This window comes from Streptomyces sp. NPDC059816, assembly GCF_042732055.1.
In the GTDB taxonomy this organism is placed as follows: Bacteria; Actinomycetota; Actinomycetes; order Streptomycetales; family Streptomycetaceae; genus Streptomyces.
Window position 1 is genome coordinate 337,678 of sequence record NZ_JBHWIQ010000004.1, and the last position, 16,684, is coordinate 354,361.

Here is a 16,684-nt window from a genome sequence, read left to right on the forward strand (position 1 = left end):
GGGGGGGGGGGGCCGCGCGGGCCGCCCCGCCCGCGGGCCCGGGGCCCCCCGCCGCCCCGCCGGGGCCCGCGGGGGTCCCGCGGCCCGCCGCCCCACCCGCGACGGGATCAGCCCCGGTGGATGGTGATCGTCGTCCAGGCGCCCACGTGCACCCGGTCCCCGTCCTGGAGGGGCACCGGAACGAACGGCTGGATCGGCTCGTCGGAGCCGTTGACCGTGGTGCCGTTGGTGGAGTTCTGGTCGACGATCGCCCAGGCCCCGCTCGGCTGCTGCACCAGCACCGCGTGCTGGTGCGAGACGCCCGGGTCCTCCGGCGGCACCGAGAGGTCGATGTCCGGGACCTCGCCCGTGGAGTGCCGGCGGCGACCGATGGTGATCTGGTTGCCGATCAGCGGACGGTGCTGCTCGGGCGAGTACGCCGGGAGGTTCAGCCCGACGGCCTCGGGGCCGGAGCGCTGCATCATCGCCAGGAAGTACTCACGGTCCGGGCCGATCGTGGCCGACCAGGAGTCCGAGGCCGGGAAGCCCCCGGGGCCCGCGTGGGTGCGCGGCAACTGCTCGCCGCCGGGGCCGCTGCTCCCCGAGGGGGGCGAGATGACCCAATCGTCGTGGCCTTCACCGGCGAAGCCCTGACCGCCGCCGGGCGGGGGCGGCGGGCCCTGGCGCCCGGTGTCCGGGAAGCCGGGGTGGGCGGGCGGCGCGGGCGGGCCGCCCTGCTGGAAGGCGCTCGGTGCTCCCGGGCCGGGGGGTCCACCGGGGACCTGGCCCACCGGTGGCGGGGGCGGTGGACCCACCGGTCCGGGAGCCCCACCGCCGAAGGACGGGATCGGCTCGGCGGGTCGGTTCACCTGCGAGGGACGTGACCCCTGGTAACCGAACGCGTCCTGTCCCGATCCCTGACCGAGCGGACCGGGTCTCTGACCGTGCTGACCAGGCCCTTGCCCGTGCTGGCCGTGCTGACCCGGTCCCTGACCGTGTTGGCCGGGGGCCTGGCCGTGCGGACCCGGCGCTCCCGCGGGTCCGGGGGGACCGCTCGGGCCGGGGGGACCGCCGGGGCCGGGGAAACGTCCGGGCGGCGGGCCGCCGAGTCCGCCCGGGGGGCGCGGGGCCGGGGGCGTGTACGAGGTCGCCTTGTTGGTGATGAAGTTCCACCGGCACTCCTCGCAGAAGGGCGCTCCGCCCTCCCGCGGGGTGTGGCACTGCGGGCAGTACTCCGGCTGCACGGGATCGGAACCGGCGCGCGGCGGCGGGCCGCCCGGCGCGCCCGGCGCGGGCGGTGGGAAACCGTAACCGGCCGCGGGCGGCGGTGGCGGCGGCGGTACGGCACCGGTCATGCGGTGACCGCAGACCTCGCACCAGTCGTCGGCACCCGACTGGTGTCCGTTCGGACAGGTCGGCATGTCGGCGCCTCCCCCTCTCCTCTTCCGGCACGGGGCCGGAGCTCGGTCCGCCGCGGCCGGGAGCCGCGGCGGGCTACGGCGATGAGGCCGTTACCGCCTGCTTACTTCTTGACGCGGACGGTCTTGGTGGACCGGGTTTCGAGAGTCATCTCGTCGGCCTCCGCGACCTTCGCCTTCAGTCGCACAGTACCCGCAGCGGCATCGACCACGTCCACCACCTTCGCCAGCAGCTTGGCGGTGTCCTCGTTCCCGGAGGCGCTGGCGAGCTGGACCGCGCGGCCCAACTTGGCCGTCGCTCCGTCCACATCGCCGGATTTACGGGCATCCAACCCTTGTTGGATGACTTGGGCGAGTTCCTCCTGGCCGGTGTAGTGGGCGACCTGCGGGTTGATGGACGTGGACGCCGACATGTCGTCCGTCCACACCGCACGCACCAACCCCTGAGACAGGGGCCGCACGCTCCCGTCGGGTTCCGGGACGACCAGCGACACCCGGGCCGCCAACATCTCCTGCCCGATTCCCGCGGGCGCCACCTCGACGCACACGTGGTAGTCCCGGGACTCGTCGCCCCAGGAGCCGGTGGGGTAGTCACCCGCCCGGGGCCCCGCCTCGGTGCGACGCTCCGTCAACTCCTCGACGTTCGGGGCGACCTGCTTCACGAACGCGACCCGGGCGCCCATCGGCGTCCACAGCCGCAGCGCCACGTCCGCGACCTCCTTGCCCATCGTCGACTCCATCATCTGCGTGAAGTCGGCGGCGAGCCCGGCCGGGTCGGCGACGATGTCGGCGGTGCCGAGCAGGGCGGAGGCGATGCCGGTGACCTCCTTGACCTCCCAGTCGGTGCCCACCCCGCGCGCGTCACAGGTGAAGCGGCCCGCGCACGCGTCCAGGGCCTCCCGCAGGGCCTCGGGCGACTCGTGCTCGTTGCGCCCGTCGGTCAGCAGGATGCCGTGCCGGATCGGGACCTCGGCGGTGGCGAGCAGGGTGTCGGCGAGCCGCAGCCAGGTGCCGATGGCGGTGCCGCCGCCGGCCGACAGGCTCCGCAACGCCTGCCGGGCGTCGGCGCGGGTGCGCTCGTCCGCCACCGCCAGCCCCCCGGTCCTCGGGTACACCTCCCGGGCGACGTGGGTACCGGCGACGACCGCGAACCGCACCCCGTCCCGCAGCGCGTCGACGGCCGCGGCCGTCGCCTCGCGGGCGCCGCGCATCTTGGTCGCCGGATAGTCCATCGACCCCGAGCAGTCGACCATGATCACCACCGCGGCCTCCGGGTTCCCCCCGGTGCCGTGCGGGTGCGGTGCGGACACCGCGGGGCCGACCGTGCCGCCACCGGTCGAGGTGACCGTGACGATCGCGTTGACCTCGCGCCCGCCCTCGGGCAGGAACTCGTTCTGGTACACGTCGACCGAGAACTGCGGTATGGACGACTTCGAGAAATTGGCCATGGATTCCGCTCCCCCTCGCTGTCCCACGGCACGTGGGCGTGACTGGTCGTGGACGCCCGCTGGCGCCACGTTCGGGCCGGCCCGCACCGCGGACCCACCCCTTGCCGTACACCGCCTCGGTGCGTCCCGGTTTGCTCCGGTGCCCCCGGTCCCACCCCGGCCCGGTCGGCGGCCCGCCTCAGGCCGATCCTGCCCCCGGCTCGGGGGCGGGGAACGGCACTAGCGCCACTGTTACGTTGTCGTGGCCCCCGCCGTCGAGGGCGTGACCCACGAGGGTCCGCGCCGCTTCCAGCGGCTGCCGGTGTGCGTCCACCGGCAGCACCGTGGCCATGTTCTGCGCGGACTCCGCGTAGTTCCACAGGCCGTCGGTGCACACCACCACCACTCCGGCCCGGTCCGGCTTGAACGACACGGTGTGCGGTTCGAGTTCGTAGGAGTCGGCGCCGAGCCAGCCGGTGATCGCGTGCGCGCGCTCGTCGGCGTACGCCTCCGCCTCGTTCATCAGACCCGCGGCGACCATCTGGGCCGCCCAGGAGTCGTCCTCGGTGAGCCGTGCCACGGGGGCCGACCTGTCCACCGGCACCCAGTAGGCGCGACTGTCACCGACCCAGCCGATGACCAGCAGTTCACCCGCGACGATCGCACCGACCAGGGTGCACGCGGGCGCGTTCTGGTGCGCGGTGTCGCCGGTCGGCGCCCCCTCCCCGGCCAGGGCGTTGACCGCCTCCGACGCCGCGACGATCGCCTGGTGCATCGCCTGCTGCGGATGGACGCCCTGCGGCAACAGGTCGAGCACGCACTCGTTCGCCGCGCGGGACGCCGCGAGTGACGCCTCGTCGGGTCGGCTCGCCGACGACACCCCGTCGCAGACGATCGCGACGACGGCGGGGGAGCCGTCGGGCAGCGCGGCCGAGGAGATCGCGTACGCGTCCTCGTTGCGGTGGTGGCGCAGCCCGCGGTCACTGACCGCGGCGACCGCGTCCAACGCGGTCTCCATGTGGTCGCGTTCCCGGGGCTGGGCCTTGCCGCAGTGTTCGCAGTAGTCGTCCTGGGCGACCCGGCCCACCCCGCAGAACACGCACCGCTTGGCCGCAGGACCCGCGGGGTCACCGGCCGCGGGGACGCCCTCGCGGGGGTCTGCGGTCGACGCGGTCGACGGGGCGGCGCCCGGCGCCGGGCCCGGAGCGGGGGCCGGCAGCGGATAGTCGCCGCTGCTGCCCGCAGGGGCCGGGTCGGGGTGGGCGTAGGGGTCGTCGGTACGGAACTCGGGACCGTCCGACGCCGAACGCCCGCCGTACGAGGGGAGGTCTCCGCCGCCCGAGGTGCGCCCCGAGATGTCGCCGGCCCGGTGGACCGGCGCGGGGGCGCCGCCGCTCACCTCCGGCGCCTCGGGCCACTGCACCCGGGCACCCGGAGCGACCGCGGCGACCGCGCCGCCCGGGGCCGGGGCACCAGGGGGTCCCGGGCTCTGCATGGCGATGGTGGGGTGGTCCAGCCCGGTGGGCCCCCCGCCGACGCCCACTGACGACACATCATGACCACACACACCACAGAACCGGTCGCCCGGCTCCAGCGGTTCCGCACACCTGGGGCACCGTGGACCGGCGACCGACCGGGGTTGCTGCGACGACATCAATCACACCCATGTCCGGGGGCGGAAGCGGTTTGCACGTTCCACCAGTTCGATCCTCTCTTCGCCGCCCCGCGCGAGCCGCGCCAGCGTGCGGTACGAACGCTCCAGGCCGAACCGCAGCCCGCGCTCGTCCAGTTCACTGCCGAGCAGCGCCGTCCGGCCACCGGAGCCGCCCGGTACGGCGGAAGGACCCCGGCTACCGGAGAGTACCCAGTCCAGCGCGGTCCCCAGCACCTCGGTCGACAGCCGCTCCCTGCGGACCGCGTCGAGACCGAAGGCGTCCAGTGCCTCCACCTGTCCCGCGGCGGCCGTCAGATCGTCCAGCAGCGGCTGGTCCGGGCCCGCGGCGAGCCGCTTGCGCAGCCGGGCGCGGACGGCCGCGACCCGGGCCGCCGTGTAGTGGATCGAGGACTCCGGCACCGACTCCAGGACCCGTACCGCGCCCGGCCGGTCCCCGGCGGCGAGCCGCACCCGGGCCAGCCCGAACGCGGCCGACACGTAGCTCGGGTCGGTCGTCCACACCAGCCGGTAGTACTCGGTGGCGTTGTCGAGTTGGCCCAGCACCTCCGCGCACACCCCGAGCGCCAGCTTGGGCGCCGGCTCGCCGGGGAACGCGTCGTACATCGCGTCGAACGACAGCGCCGCCGTCTCGTGGTCGCCGGCCGCCAGCGAACCGACCCCCTGGTACCAGATCACCCGCCAGTCCTCGGCGTGGTCCCGCACCAGGGCGTCCAGGATGCGGGCCGCCGCCGCTGCTTCGCCCGTCTCCAGCCTGGCCCGTAGCTCCCGCAGCCGCAGTTCCAGCGAGTCGGCGGGCGCCGAGTGCAGCGCGGAGATCAACTCGGTGGGGGCCGAGGACGCCATCAGACCGGCGAGGAAACCGGCATTGGGGTCGTCCGGGTCGACATGGGGCACCGGCAGCGCCAGGGCCGCCGACACGCCGTCCAGGGGGCGCACCAGTCTGCCCGTGAGCGCCGCGGCGGGCGCTCCGGCGGTCAGAGCGGCCGGGGTGTGCGCCCACGTGCCACCCGGCCCGCCGACCGACCCGCTGCCCGGCCCGCCGACCGACCCGTTGTCCGGTCCTCCCGCGGGACCGCCGCCCGGGCCGTCCACCGCGACGGCACCGGACGCGGACGGCAGCGCCGGACGTCCGGCGGCCGGGTCCACCCCGGCCCCCGCGCGCCGACCGCCGAGCACCCGACGGGCGCTGCGCGCCGGGCGGGCGCCGAGCACCGACCCCCCGTCGTCACCCGCGTCGAACAACTCCGCGTCGACGACCTTCAACTCCGGTCCGAACAGCGTGGAGAGCGCGGGCTTGGGACGACCCGTCTGGAGCGCGACGACCTCCCGCAGCACCCCCGTCAGCTGCTCCGCCATCTCCTGCGCCGAAGCGAACCGCCGGGCCGGATCGGGATCGGTGGCCCGCACCAACAACCGGTAGAACGACTCGTAGGTCCGGAAGACCTCGATGTGCTCCGGATCGGGCAGCGAGTCCACGAACACATTGGTGTAGCCCTGGAAGTCGAAGGTGAGCACCGCGAGCGTCCGGGCCACCGTGTACAGGTCCGACGCCACCGACGGGCCGACCTCCGCGACCTCCGGCGCCTGGTAGCCGACGGTGCCGAAGATCGCCGACTCCTCGTCGTCGGTGCGCCGCACCGCGCCCATGTCGATGAGCTTCAGCTCGTCCTCGGTCTGGATCGCGTTGTCGACCTTGAAGTCGCAGTACAGCAGGTTCCTGCTGTGCAGGTGCCCGAGCGCCTCCAACGCCTCGATGCCGTACGCGCACGCCTGCTCCACGGGCAGCGGATCCCGCTTCCCGGTGGGGGTGCGCCGCTCGTTGGCGATCTCCTTGAGCGACTTGCCGCCGACGTACTCCATCACTATGTAGCCGTCGAGGGAGCCCGTGCGCTGGTCGAGGTGCTCCACGAAGTTGTAGATCCGCACGATGTTCGCGTGCTCGATCTCGGCGAGGAACCTGCGCTCCGAGATCGCCGCCGCCATCGCGTCCTGGTCACCCGTGTCCAACAGGCCCTTGAGCACCACCCAGCGGTCGGCCACCGCACGGTCGATCGCCAGGTAGATCCAGCCCAGCCCGCCGTGCGCCAGGCACCCCATCACCTCGTACTGCCCGTGCACGACGTCGCCCCCGGTCAGCTTGGGGACGAACGAGTACGGGTGCCCGCACTTGGTGCAGAAGCCCTCCGTGCGCCCCAGTCGCTCACCGCGGGAACGGCCCACCGGGGCCCCGCAGTCCGAGCGCGAGCAGAACCGCTTGCGCTCGGGCACCTCCGGGTCCTCCAGCACCATGCCCTGCGGGTCGGGGCGCGGCACCCCCGGCACCTCGACCAGGCCCGCGCCGAGCCGTCCCCGGCTCGGCGCCCCGCCGGTACGGCCGGACGTGTTCACCGACACCGAGCGCTCGGTCAGCCGGCCCGACACCGAACGGGCCCGCGACAGGCGCCCGGAGACGGAACGGCGCGACGAGGAGGAGCGCGCGGAGCGGCCGGAACGCGCCGACCCCGGGGAACCCGAAAGCCCGGACGCGCTGCCCGACCCCGCCGTACCCGCACCGGACCCGGCCGCACCCGTCGTGCCGGGGGAGCCCGGACCGCTCCCCGCGGAGACCACCGGCGCCAGCCCGCACGTGTCGCAGTACAGCTCGCCGCCGCCCACGTCCTCGTAGGCGCCCTCGCAGTCCGGCCGTTGGCACGTCGTCCCGGTCATCGGTTCCCCCTCCCGTCCACGGCGCCGCCCTGGTCGGGCACCCTCGGCACCAGTACCTCGGCGGCGGCCCGCTGGTAGCGCAGTACCGCCGACTCGGCCGCCCGCAGATCACAGGGCGCGCTCCACAACATCCGGCGCGCCAGGTCGTACCGCTCGATCAGCAACGGGTCCTCCGCCAGGCCGTGCCGGGCCACCTTCGCCTTGTACGCGTCGAGCCGACCGCGCAGCTCCGCCCGGACCGCGAGCGGCGCCGTCACCGCGGTCAGCGACTCCCGAGCCCGCAACAACTCGTCCTCCGCACGCTGCTCCAACGCCTCCAGCAGCGGCGACAGCCGGTGCCACTGGGCGTGTCGACGGTACTCCGAGGCCGCCGCCAACTGCTCCTGGAGCGCGGTCGGCGGTCCCGAGACCGCGGGGACCTCCGAGGCCGCGATCTTGGCCAGTACCTCCCCGCGCGCCGAGCGGGCCTCCGCCAGCGTGCGGTCCGCGCGGGACAGCACGTCGCGCAGCCGCAGCAGCCGGGCCTCGGCGTCCTGGCGGACGGTGAGGACCGCGTCGATCTCCCGTCGCACCTCCTCCAGGGCCCGGGCCTGACGGTCGTAGCGTCCGGTGTCGGGGCGTCCGCCGCCCGGGGCCGAACTGCCCCGCGCGGGGCTCCAGAACGCCAGCGGATCGGACACCACCTGTTCCCGCAACAGGGTCAGGGCGCGGGTGATGCGCTCCAGGTCGTCCCCCGACGGGTGTTCGCCGGGGCGCACCCCCACGGAGTGGGCGAGCCCCCGGGTGCGCTGGAGTTCGGCCGCCAGCAGGTCGATCCGTGCGGGCAGCGCCGACCACACCGCGTCCGCCGAGACCACCAGGTCCAGCGAACTCGCGTACAGGTCGTTCATGACGGAGACCAGTTCCTCCAGGGTGAACTGGCGGCTGAGCCGGGCCGGGCCGGTGAGCACCGGTGCGGCTCCCGTCTCGGCGCCCTCGGGGCCGGGGACCGTCACGCTGGGCCCGCGCAGCAGCTCCGTCAGCCGCGCCAGGTCCTCCTGGCTGGACCAGCGCCGGCGGGCCCGCAGCTCCCGGGCCGAGCGCAACACCTGCGCGTAGCGTTCGAAGTAGGCCCACAGCACGGAGATCGAGGCGTCCGTCCGGGCCCACCGTTCACGGGTGGTGCCGGTCAGTTCGGCGCCTTCGAGCAGCCTGCGGCCCGCGTGGTCCTGGAGCGCGAGGAGCGACGTCTCGATGGCCTCGTGCTCCGCGCCGAGCCGCGCCAGCGCACGGTCCACCTCGTCCCGGTCCATCACCGGACCAGCGGGTCCCGTGCTGCCCATCGATCACCTCACTGTTCTCGGTCGTGCCCCGGTGGGCCGGATCGGACCTGCCGTCGTGCGTCGTCTCAGTCGCGGTACTGCGGGGCCGGCGGCTCCACGTCGGGGCCCAGGTCGTCGGCGAGCCACTTGTCGTAGGACTCCTGCCACTCCTGGGCGCGGTACTCCACGAGGACCTGGTTGACCCGGCGCACCAGGTCGTCCGAGCCCTTCTTCATCGCGATGCCGTAGTACTCCGTCGTGAACGGTTTGCCCTTCAGCTGCACCGTCGGGTCCTGGGCGGCCTGCCCGGCCGCCAACGCGCTGTCCGTGACCACCGCGTCCACCTCGCCGAGTTGCAGCCGGACCAGGCAGTCGAGCTGGTTGGGCACCGTGGTCGAGACGTCCGCGCCGTAGCTCTTCGCCTTCAGCGCGGTCTCGGCCGTGGAGCCCTTGGCCGAGCACACCCGCTTGTTCGCCAGGGTGCGGTTGTAGCCGGTGATGGTCGAGTCGCGGGGGGCGAGGACCTGCTGGCCCGTCGTGAAGTAGGCGGTGGAGAAGTCGACCTGTTCCAAGCGTTCGCAGTTGATCGTCATGGTCCGCACGATCATGTCCACCTGCCCGCTCTTGAGTGCGGGTATCCGTTGGTTGGTGGGGATCGCCCGGAACTGGACCGGGCCGCCCGGCAGGATCTCCCGGGCGATCGCCTTCGCCAGGTCGATGTCGAAGCCCTCCAGGCTGCCGCCGTCCTTGTTCGGGTCGCGGTAGCCCCAGCGGTAGCTGTTCTGGTCCACGCCGATCACCAGGCGTCCGCGCTTGCGGATCGCGGCGACCGCGGGCCCCGTTTCGGCACTCGCGCGCAGGCTGGACGCCTCCGGGGTGCAGTCATCGGCCGCGGTCTGGAGGCCGTCGGCCACCCCCGGCCCGCCCAGCGGGGCCTCGTCCCCGCTGCTGTGGGCCACCGGCAACAGGACGAAGAGGGCCGTGAGGACGCAGGCGACCGCCATCGCGGCGACCCCGCCCCAACCCCGCAGGCTCACGCGTCGCGTACTCATCGTCGCGTCCCCTCTCACCGGTACTCCGAAAGCCTGCGCCCGATGCCGAGCAGGGCGAACGCGGCGGCCAGCAGCGCGAGCGCCGCGGCGCCCAGGGCCAGGGCGTTCATGCTGCTCGGTGCGTGCCCGACGGCCTTCTTGAACTCGCCCTGCTCATGTGCGAGCGCCTTCTCCAGGGCCGCGTCGACCGCGTCGAAGCACTCCCCGGTCGGCCGGTCCTCCGTAGCGACGCACCGGCCCGTCGGTTTGTCCTTCTCCGTACCGATGATCTTGTCCAGGGCGCCCTGGTAGTCGCCCGCGTTGTCCCGGTCACGGGCCACTCCGTGCCGCTCCTGCCAGACCTTCATGGCGTCGGTGGCGTCCGAGACGGGGGTCCTGCCGTCCGCGTCGTCGGCGAGGTCCAGGGCCGCCGCCAGCAGACCGGGACGCCCCTCGGTGCCCGCGAGCAGGCCCATCTGCTCGTTGTACGCGGCGTCGTACTTGTCGACCGGGACGTCCTTCACCGTGACCGTCTCGGCGCCGCGGCTCACCAGGGTCAGGTTCTCGTTGCCGCGGGCCTTCAGGGACGCGAGGCGGGCGTCGTTGAGGGCGTTGAGCGAGCGCACCCCGTGTTCGTACGAGTCGTTCAGCCCGGAGCGGGCCACCGAGTGCCCTATGACCAGCCACAGCAGGACGACCGTCGAGGCGGCGGTCGCGGCGAGCAGTCCGTGGTTGAACACCCGGTTGGTGCGCAGGTAGTTGCGGCGCTGGGCCCAGGCGAGGGCGGCCAGGACGAGCGTGCCCACGCCGATGGCCACCCACGGGTAGGGCGTGGCGCCGTCGTAGTCGGCGCGCAGCCGGGCGTTCTCGCTCGTGTAGAGCTTCTCCGCGGCCGGCAGCATCTCGGTCTGCATGGTGTCGTTCGCGTACCGCAGGTAGGCGCCGCCCAGCGGCAGGCCCTGCCGGTTGTTGGCACGGGCGCGCTCCACCAGGCCCGTGTACCGCGGCAGGAGTTGGTTCAGGTCGGCGATGGCGGCGGCGGACGCGGAGCCCGGTTCCGCTCCGGCGGACGCCGCGGCGAGCTTCTCGGAAGCGGTGTCGATGTCCCGCCGGTACCGTTCGATCACCTGGGCGGGCTCCTGGCCGCCCGCCAGGAAGCCGCTGGACGCGGCGGTGTTGGCGTCGGCCAGCGAGCGGTAGACCGCTGCGGCTTCCGAAGCGAGGGGCTGGCTGCGGTGCAGGACGTCGTCGGCCGCGGTGGCGCGGTCCGTCACCTGCCAGGAGGCCACCGCGCCGAACCCGACGACCAGCAGGGCGAGGACGGCGCCGATGATGCGCAGCCGGCCCGGCTCGGTGGTCGCCGCCGCGCGGAGCCGGTCCGTGCCTTCCGCCCAGGCGGACCGGCGGGGCGACACCGCAGCCGGGGGTGCCGGGGGTGCCGGGGACGCCGGGGAGACGTGCGCGGGGTGCGGCTGTGCGGGTACGGAGGGCTGTCCGGGCACGCCGGCCGGCGCTCCGGACCCGCCCGGTGTCGGTCTGGTGGACGGGCGGCCGGTGGGCACGGCTCCGGTCGGTGCTTGTGTGCCGCGGTGCGACGGATGCGTCATGCGGCCTCCCCCGTGGTCATCCGTCCATCCCCCTGCGCTGCCCGTTCGGTGCGGCCAGTATCACCGTAGGCTCCCCCTCGCGCACGGGCATTGCCGGGATCTTGTGCCCCCCATTGGTGAATACGCCCTCCGAGGGTGTTCGGTTCCCTCTCGCACGCTCCGTACACACGATCGAGTGGTCCTGTGGGCTCCGGCGAACCCCTACCCGTCGGTACGGGGCCGGGGCCGGTCCGGCGGCGTGACGGCCTCCGCGGCCTCCTGCGCGGCCATCACCTCGTCGCCGTGTTCGAAGGCCCAGGCCCCGAAGGCGTCGATGGGGGCCAACAGGGTCCGGCCCAGGTCGGTCAGCCGGTACTCGACCCGCGGCGGCGCCCCCGGCAGCGCGTGCCGCGTCACCAACCCGTTGAACTGGAGGCGCCGCAGGGTCTCAGTGAGGACCTTGGAGCTGATGCTCCCGATGTCCTGCCGCAGTTCGACCGGGCGCCGGGGGCCGTCCCGCAGCGCCCAGAGCACCACGGCGTTCCAGGTGTGGGACAGCAGGTCGAAGGCAAGGCGAGCGCGGCAGTCGGCGAGGAAGGCGTCGGTCGTCACGTACCACATGGTGCCCGACGGGCCGCCTAGCTTCGTGGTGAACGGCCGGAGCGGGCACCGCGGGGCGGGATGCGGAGGGGAACGCGTGATGAGGATCGGCGTACTGGGCACGGGCAACATGGCGGACGCGCTCGCCACCCACTGGGTGCGGGCCGGGCACGAGGTGGCCGTGGGCGGTCGGGACCCGCACCGGGCGCAGCGGCTCGCGGAGCGCATCGGCCCCGCCGCGCACCCCACCGGGCTCGATGCGGCGGCCGGGTTCGGGGAGGTGGTCCTGGTGGCGCTGCCGTTCGGCGCGGGAGCCGAGGTGGTACGGGAACTGCGCGGGGTCCTGGCCGGCAGGGTGCTGCTCGACTGCTCCAATCCGGTCGGGCCCGGCTTCCGATTGCTGACCGAACAAGGGCCCTCGGCCGCGCAGCAGTTGGCCGCGGCGGCGCCGGAAGCCCGGGTGGTCAAGGCGTTCAACCTCTGCCACGAGGACGTGTGGCGCATGCGGCCCCCCGTCTTCGACGGCCGTCCGCTGGCGGTTCCGGTCTGCGGGGACGACCCACAGGCCCTGGCCCGCGCCTACACGCTGGTGCAGGACGTGGGCTGTGACCCGGTGGCCGGCGGCGGGCTCGACCGGGCGGGGCTCCTGGAGGCGACCGCCGCGCTGTTCATCTCGCTGTGGGTCGGCGAGGGGGCGGACGCCCAGGCCGTGGCGCCGCCGCTGGCCTACGCGACCGGACCGGCGCGTGTGGAGGGGGCGCCTGCACCGGCCGGCTGAGGGCCCGCCGCGCCCCGGGACGGGCGTGACCGGACCCGGCCCTAGGAGAAGTGCTCCCGCAGGCGCTGCCCGGCGTCCGCGTCCGCGCCGATGCGGTCCAGCCCCAGCAGTGCGGAGCCCAGCACCGGGCGTTCGGTCACCACCTGGGGCACGGCCTTCGGTGCCCGCTCCGCGAGCCGTTCGCGCACCCCGGAGTCCAACCGGGGGTGCCGGGCGGCCAGGATGCCGCCGCCGAGCACCACGGGCGTCTCCTCGTCCAGCAGTTCCAGCCGCCGCAGCGCCACCACCGCCATGCTCACGACCTCGTCGGCGAGCCGGTCGACCAGGGAGCGGGCCACGGGGTCGCCCTCGTGCGCGGTGGCGAACAGCACGGGGGTCAGTTCGTGGCAGCGCCCCGCGGGAACGTGCCCGAGGTGCAGCGCCTCGATCAGCGCGGACATCGTGTCGAGTCCGAAGTGCCGGGGCAGCGCGTGCGCCAGCTCGGTGGGCTCGCCGCGCCCGTCCTCGGCCCGCGCCCCGAACCACAGGGCCTCCTCCGCGAGGCCGAGGCCGCCGCCCCAGTCCCCGGAGATCTTCCCTATCGCGGGGAACCGCGCGGTGCGGCCGTCGGGCCGCATGCCCACGCAGTTGATGCCCGCCCCGCACACCACGGCCACGCCCCGCGGTTCGGCGACCCCGGCCCGCAGCAGGGCGAAGGTGTCGTTGCGCACCTCGACGCTGTCGACCGCGCTCCAGCCCCGCCGCCGCAGGGCCTTCGCGAGCTGTGCCTCCTCCACCGGCAGGTCGGCGTTGGCCAGGCACGCTGACACGTGCCCGACCGAGGTGACGCCGGCCTCGGCGAACGCCGGCGCCACCGCTTCGGCGAGCGCGTCGACCGCCGCCTCGACGCCCACCTTCGGTGGTTGGAACCCGCCGCCGCGGCCGGTCCCGGCCACCCGTCCGTCGGCCAGGACCACCGCGACGTCGGTCTTGCTGTTCCCCGCGTCGATGGCGAGCACCGGCCGGCCCGCCACGGCGGGCGGTCCGGGCCGCTGCGAGGGGGCGGAGCCGCTCATGCCCACGCGAGGTGCTCCCGGTTGTGCGCGATCAGTTCGTCGGTGAGCTTGTCGGCGTACTCGACCTGCCCGATCAGCGGATGGGCGAGCAGCGTGCGGAACACCCGGTCGCGGCCCCCGCGCAGCGCGGCGTCCAGCGCCAGGTCCTCGTACGCCGTGACGTTCGCGACCAGCCCCGCGTACAGCGGGTCGAGCTTCGGCACGGCCAGCGGACGGGGTCCCTCGGGGCCGACCTCGGCCTGCACCTCGATCACCGCGTCGTCCGGCAGGAACGGCAGGGTGCCCCGGTTGAGGGTGTTGACCACCTGGTACGGGCTGCCGCCCCCGCCGAGCAGCGCGGCGGCCAGGTCGACGGCGGCCTCCGAGTAGAAGGCGCCGCCGCGCTTGGCGAGCAGGGCGGGCTTCTCGTCCAGGGCGGGGTCCCCGTACATCTCCAGGAGTTCGCGCTCCATGGCGGCGACCTCGGCGGCCCGCGACGGCTTGGTCCGCAGTTCGCGCACGACCTCGTCATGGGCGTAGAAGTAGCGCAGGTAGTAGGAGGGCACCACGCCGAGCCGGTCGAGCAGGGACCGGGGCAGGCTGAGCGAGGAGGCGATGGTGTCGCCGTGTTCGGCGAGGAGCTTCGGCAGCACGTCCTCGCCCTGCGGCCCGCCGAGGCGGACCCCGGTCTCCCAGGTGAGGTGGTTGAGCCCGACGTGGTCGAGGTGGACCTCGCTCGGGGCGACGCCCAGGTGGTCGGCGAACCGCCGCTGGAAGCCGATGGCCACGTTGCACAGCCCGACGGCCTTGTGGCCGGCGCTCAGCAGCGCCCGGGTGACGATGCCCACCGGGTTGGTGAAGTCGATGATCCAGGCGTTCGGGTTGGTGCGCCGGACGCGTTCGGCGATGTCGAGGACCACCGGCACCGTGCGCAGTGCCTTGGCGAGGCCGCCCGCGCCGGTGGTCTCCTGACCGATGCAGCCGCAGGTCAGCGGCCAGGTCTCGTCGTTGTTGCGGGCGGCCTGGCCGCCGACGCGCAGTTGCAGCAGGACCGCGTCGGCGTCGGCGACGCCCGCGTCCAGGTCGTCGGTGGTGGTGATGGTGCCCGGGTGGCCCAGCTTGGCGAAGATCCGCCGGGCGAGCCCGCCGATCAGTTCGAGCCGGTCGGCCGCCGGGTCGACCAGGACGAGTTCGGAGACGGGGAGGGTGTCCCGCAGCCGCGCGAATCCGTCGATGAGTTCGGGGGTGTAGGTCGACCCTCCGCCGACCACGGTCAGTTTCATCAGTAGTACTAGCCCTTCACTCCAGTGAGCGTGACACCCTCGACGAACGCCTTCTGGGCGAAGAAGAAGACGAGGATGACCGGTGCCATGACCAGCACGGTAGCTGCCATGGTCAGGTTCCAGTTGGTGTGGTGCGCGCCCTTGAACGACTCCAGTCCGTAACTGAGCGTCCAGGCGGCGGGGTTGTCGGACGCGTAGATCTGCGGTCCGAAGTAGTCGTTCCAGGCGTAGAAGAACTGGAAGAGGGCGACCGCGGCGATGCCCGGCTTGGCCATCGGCAGGACCACCCGCAGCAGGGTGCGCAGTTCCCCGCAGCCGTCGACCCGGGCCGAGTCCAGGTACTCGTCCGGGATGGTCAGCAGGAACTGCCGCAGCAGGAAGATCGAGAACGCGTCGCCGAAGGCCATCGGGATGATCAGCGGCCAGAGCGTTCCCGACAGGTCCATCTGCTTCGCCCAGAACAGGTACATCGGGATGATGATGACCTGCGGCGGCAGCATCATCATCGAGATGACCAGCATCAGCGAGAGCTTGCGGCCCCGGAACCGGAACTTGGCGAGCGCGTACGCCACCGGGATCGAGGACACCACCGACAGCACGGTCCCCAGGCCCGCGTAGAGCAGGGTGTTGCGCCACCAGGTGAGGAAGCCGGGGGTGTCCCACACGGTGAGGTAGTTGTCGAACTTCCAGTCCCGCGGCCACAGGTCGCGGGTGAGCGCCTGTTGGTCGCTCATCAGCGAGGTCAGCAGCACGAAGGCGAACGGCAGCAGGAAGAACAGGGCCGCCGCCACGCCGAGCGAGTGCACGGCGATCCAGTGCAGCAGGGCCTTGCGGCGGGCGGTGCGTTGGGCGGGCGTGACGGGGGCCGGCGCGGGGCGTACCGCGCGCGCCGGGGTCTTCTCGGTCACCTGGGCCATGGGTCAGTCACCGGTCCCGATGAGGCCGCCGCGGCGTCGCATCAGCAGTGCGGTGAACGCCATGGCGAGGACGAACAGGACGAGCGCCCCGGCACAGGCGGTGCCGTAGTCGAAGCGCTGGAAGCCGACGTTGTAGACGAGTTGGGGCAGGGTCAGCGTCGAGGCTTCCGGATAGCCCGGCTCGAAGGGCTGCCCGGAGCCGCCCATGCGGCCGGAGGCCACCTTGGCGGCGACGATCGGCTGCGTGTAGTACTGCATGGCCGCGATGACGCCGGTCACCACCGCGAACAGGATGATCGGGGAGATGTTCGGCACCGTCACGAACCGGAACCGCTGGAAGCGGGAGGCCCCGTCCAACTCGGCGGCCTCGTACTGCTCCTTGGGCACGTCCAGCAGGGCGGCCATGAAGATGACCATGAGGTCGCCGATGCCCCACACGGCGAGCACGGTCAGCGCGGGCTTGGACCAGTCGGCGTCGTTGAACCAACTCGGCGCGGAGATGCCCACCGACTCCAGCACCGAGTTGACGGGGCCGGTCCCCGGGTTGAGCAGGAACACGAAGGCCAGCGTCGCCGCGACCGGCGGCGCGAGGTAGGGCAGGTAGAACAGGGTCCGGAACACCCCGGTACCCGACTTGATCTTGGTGATCAGCAGCCCGATGCCGAGCCCGAAGGCGACCCGGCAGGTGACCATCACCAGCACCAGCCAGAGGGTGTTCTGCATCGCGGGCCAGAACTTCGGGAAGTCGTTGAACAGGTACGACCAGTTGTCGAGCCCGTTCCAGGTGGGCGGTGCGAAGCCGTCGTACTGCATGAACGAGAAGTAGACGGTCGACACGAGCGGGTAGGCGAAGAAGACGGCGAACCCGATCAGCCAGGGCGAGAGGAAGGCGAACGTGCGAAGCGCCGAACGACGGCGCTTCGCCCGCAGCGTGTGCTGGGTGGCCACG

Annotated in this window: 13 protein-coding genes; 1 reads left to right on the forward strand and 12 read right to left on the reverse strand. The window is 73.4% G+C overall.

From position 1 onward, the window contains the following. Positions 1–107 precede the first annotated feature (107 nt). The 8 genes from ACFV88_RS08115 to ACFV88_RS08150 all read right to left on the reverse strand — a co-directional run bounded on the left by ACFV88_RS08115 (position 108) and on the right by ACFV88_RS08150 (position 11,735). Positions 108–1,400, reverse strand: coding sequence for an FHA domain-containing protein (locus ACFV88_RS08115; protein WP_385487274.1), 1,293 nt, complete (start codon positions 1,398–1,400; stop codon positions 108–110). Positions 1,401–1,501: 101 nt separating this feature from the next. Next, positions 1,502–2,845, reverse strand: coding sequence for a VWA domain-containing protein (locus ACFV88_RS08120; protein WP_385487276.1), 1,344 nt, complete (start codon positions 2,843–2,845; stop codon positions 1,502–1,504). 178 nt (positions 2,846–3,023) lie between these two features. Then, positions 3,024–4,478, reverse strand: coding sequence for a PP2C family serine/threonine-protein phosphatase (locus ACFV88_RS08125; RefSeq protein WP_385487278.1), 1,455 nt, complete (start codon positions 4,476–4,478; stop codon positions 3,024–3,026). Positions 4,479–4,481: 3 nt separating this feature from the next. Beyond that, on the reverse strand, positions 4,482–7,205 hold the full coding sequence (locus tag ACFV88_RS08130) for a tetratricopeptide repeat protein (protein ID WP_385487280.1): 2,724 nt from the start codon (positions 7,203–7,205) through the stop codon (positions 4,482–4,484). Then, positions 7,202–8,527 (reverse strand): hypothetical protein, encoded by a 1,326-nt coding sequence (locus ACFV88_RS08135; protein WP_385487282.1) that lies wholly within the window; start codon positions 8,525–8,527, stop codon positions 7,202–7,204. The genes ACFV88_RS08130 and ACFV88_RS08135 overlap by 4 nt, the downstream gene beginning before the upstream one ends. A gap of 65 nt (positions 8,528–8,592) precedes the next feature. Continuing rightward, a complete protein-coding gene (locus ACFV88_RS08140; protein WP_385487284.1) occupies positions 8,593–9,558 on the reverse strand; it encodes a glutamate ABC transporter substrate-binding protein in 966 nt (321 codons plus the stop codon). Between the two features lie 14 nt (positions 9,559–9,572). Then, positions 9,573–11,144 (reverse strand): hypothetical protein, encoded by a 1,572-nt coding sequence (locus ACFV88_RS08145; RefSeq protein ID WP_385487286.1) that lies wholly within the window; start codon positions 11,142–11,144, stop codon positions 9,573–9,575. Positions 11,145–11,345: 201 nt separating this feature from the next. Further along, positions 11,346–11,735: a winged helix-turn-helix transcriptional regulator gene (locus ACFV88_RS08150; RefSeq protein WP_385487288.1), complete on the reverse strand. Its 390-nt coding sequence runs from the start codon at positions 11,733–11,735 to the stop codon at positions 11,346–11,348. Between the two features lie 88 nt (positions 11,736–11,823). Here ACFV88_RS08150 and ACFV88_RS08155 point away from each other — a divergent pair, with 88 nt between their 5' ends. Beyond that, positions 11,824–12,501 (forward strand): NADPH-dependent F420 reductase, encoded by a 678-nt coding sequence (locus ACFV88_RS08155; RefSeq protein WP_385487290.1) that lies wholly within the window; start codon positions 11,824–11,826, stop codon positions 12,499–12,501. Between the two features lie 41 nt (positions 12,502–12,542). Here the strand turns inward: ACFV88_RS08155 and ACFV88_RS08160 are convergent, their stop codons facing one another. The 4 genes from ACFV88_RS08160 to ACFV88_RS08175 are packed head-to-tail and all read right to left on the reverse strand — an operon-like array spanning position 12,543 to position 16,683. Then, on the reverse strand, positions 12,543–13,556 hold the full coding sequence (locus tag ACFV88_RS08160) for an N-acetylglucosamine kinase (RefSeq protein ID WP_385487292.1): 1,014 nt from the start codon (positions 13,554–13,556) through the stop codon (positions 12,543–12,545). Further along, positions 13,553–14,818, reverse strand: a complete 1,266-nt coding sequence (locus tag ACFV88_RS08165) for a 6-phospho-beta-glucosidase (protein ID WP_385487294.1) — start codon at positions 14,816–14,818, stop codon at positions 13,553–13,555. The genes ACFV88_RS08160 and ACFV88_RS08165 overlap by 4 nt, the downstream gene beginning before the upstream one ends. Before the next feature lie 8 nt (positions 14,819–14,826). Continuing rightward, a complete protein-coding gene (locus ACFV88_RS08170) occupies positions 14,827–15,735 on the reverse strand; it encodes a carbohydrate ABC transporter permease (RefSeq protein ID WP_385487296.1) in 909 nt (302 codons plus the stop codon). Positions 15,736–15,738: 3 nt separating this feature from the next. Continuing rightward, a complete protein-coding gene (locus tag ACFV88_RS08175) occupies positions 15,739–16,683 on the reverse strand; it encodes a carbohydrate ABC transporter permease (protein ID WP_385487298.1) in 945 nt (314 codons plus the stop codon). Between the last annotated feature and the right edge of the window lies 1 nt (position 16,684).

What these genes read in the sequence shown, in the direction of transcription:
- ACFV88_RS08115 (WP_385487274.1), bottom strand. Translation starts at nt 1,400, where the DNA reads ATGCCGACCTGTCCGAACGGACACCAGTCGGGTGCCGACGACTGGTGC.
- ACFV88_RS08120 (WP_385487276.1), bottom strand. Translation starts at nt 2,845, where the DNA reads ATGGCCAATTTCTCGAAGTCGTCCATACCGCAGTTCTCGGTCGACGTG.
- ACFV88_RS08125 (WP_385487278.1), bottom strand. Translation starts at nt 4,478, where the DNA reads ATGTCGTCGCAGCAACCCCGGTCGGTCGCCGGTCCACGGTGCCCCAGG.
- ACFV88_RS08130 (WP_385487280.1), bottom strand. Translation starts at nt 7,205, where the DNA reads ATGACCGGGACGACGTGCCAACGGCCGGACTGCGAGGGCGCCTACGAG.
- ACFV88_RS08135 (WP_385487282.1), bottom strand. Translation starts at nt 8,527, where the DNA reads ATGGGCAGCACGGGACCCGCTGGTCCGGTGATGGACCGGGACGAGGTG.
- ACFV88_RS08140 (WP_385487284.1), bottom strand. Translation starts at nt 9,558, where the DNA reads ATGAGTACGCGACGCGTGAGCCTGCGGGGTTGGGGCGGGGTCGCCGCG.
- ACFV88_RS08145 (WP_385487286.1), bottom strand. Translation starts at nt 11,144, where the DNA reads ATGACGCATCCGTCGCACCGCGGCACACAAGCACCGACCGGAGCCGTG.
- ACFV88_RS08155 (WP_385487290.1), top strand. Translation starts at nt 11,824, where the DNA reads ATGAGGATCGGCGTACTGGGCACGGGCAACATGGCGGACGCGCTCGCC.
- ACFV88_RS08160 (WP_385487292.1), bottom strand. Translation starts at nt 13,556, where the DNA reads ATGAGCGGCTCCGCCCCCTCGCAGCGGCCCGGACCGCCCGCCGTGGCG.
- ACFV88_RS08165 (WP_385487294.1), bottom strand. Translation starts at nt 14,818, where the DNA reads ATGAAACTGACCGTGGTCGGCGGAGGGTCGACCTACACCCCCGAACTC.
- ACFV88_RS08170 (WP_385487296.1), bottom strand. Translation starts at nt 15,735, where the DNA reads ATGGCCCAGGTGACCGAGAAGACCCCGGCGCGCGCGGTACGCCCCGCG.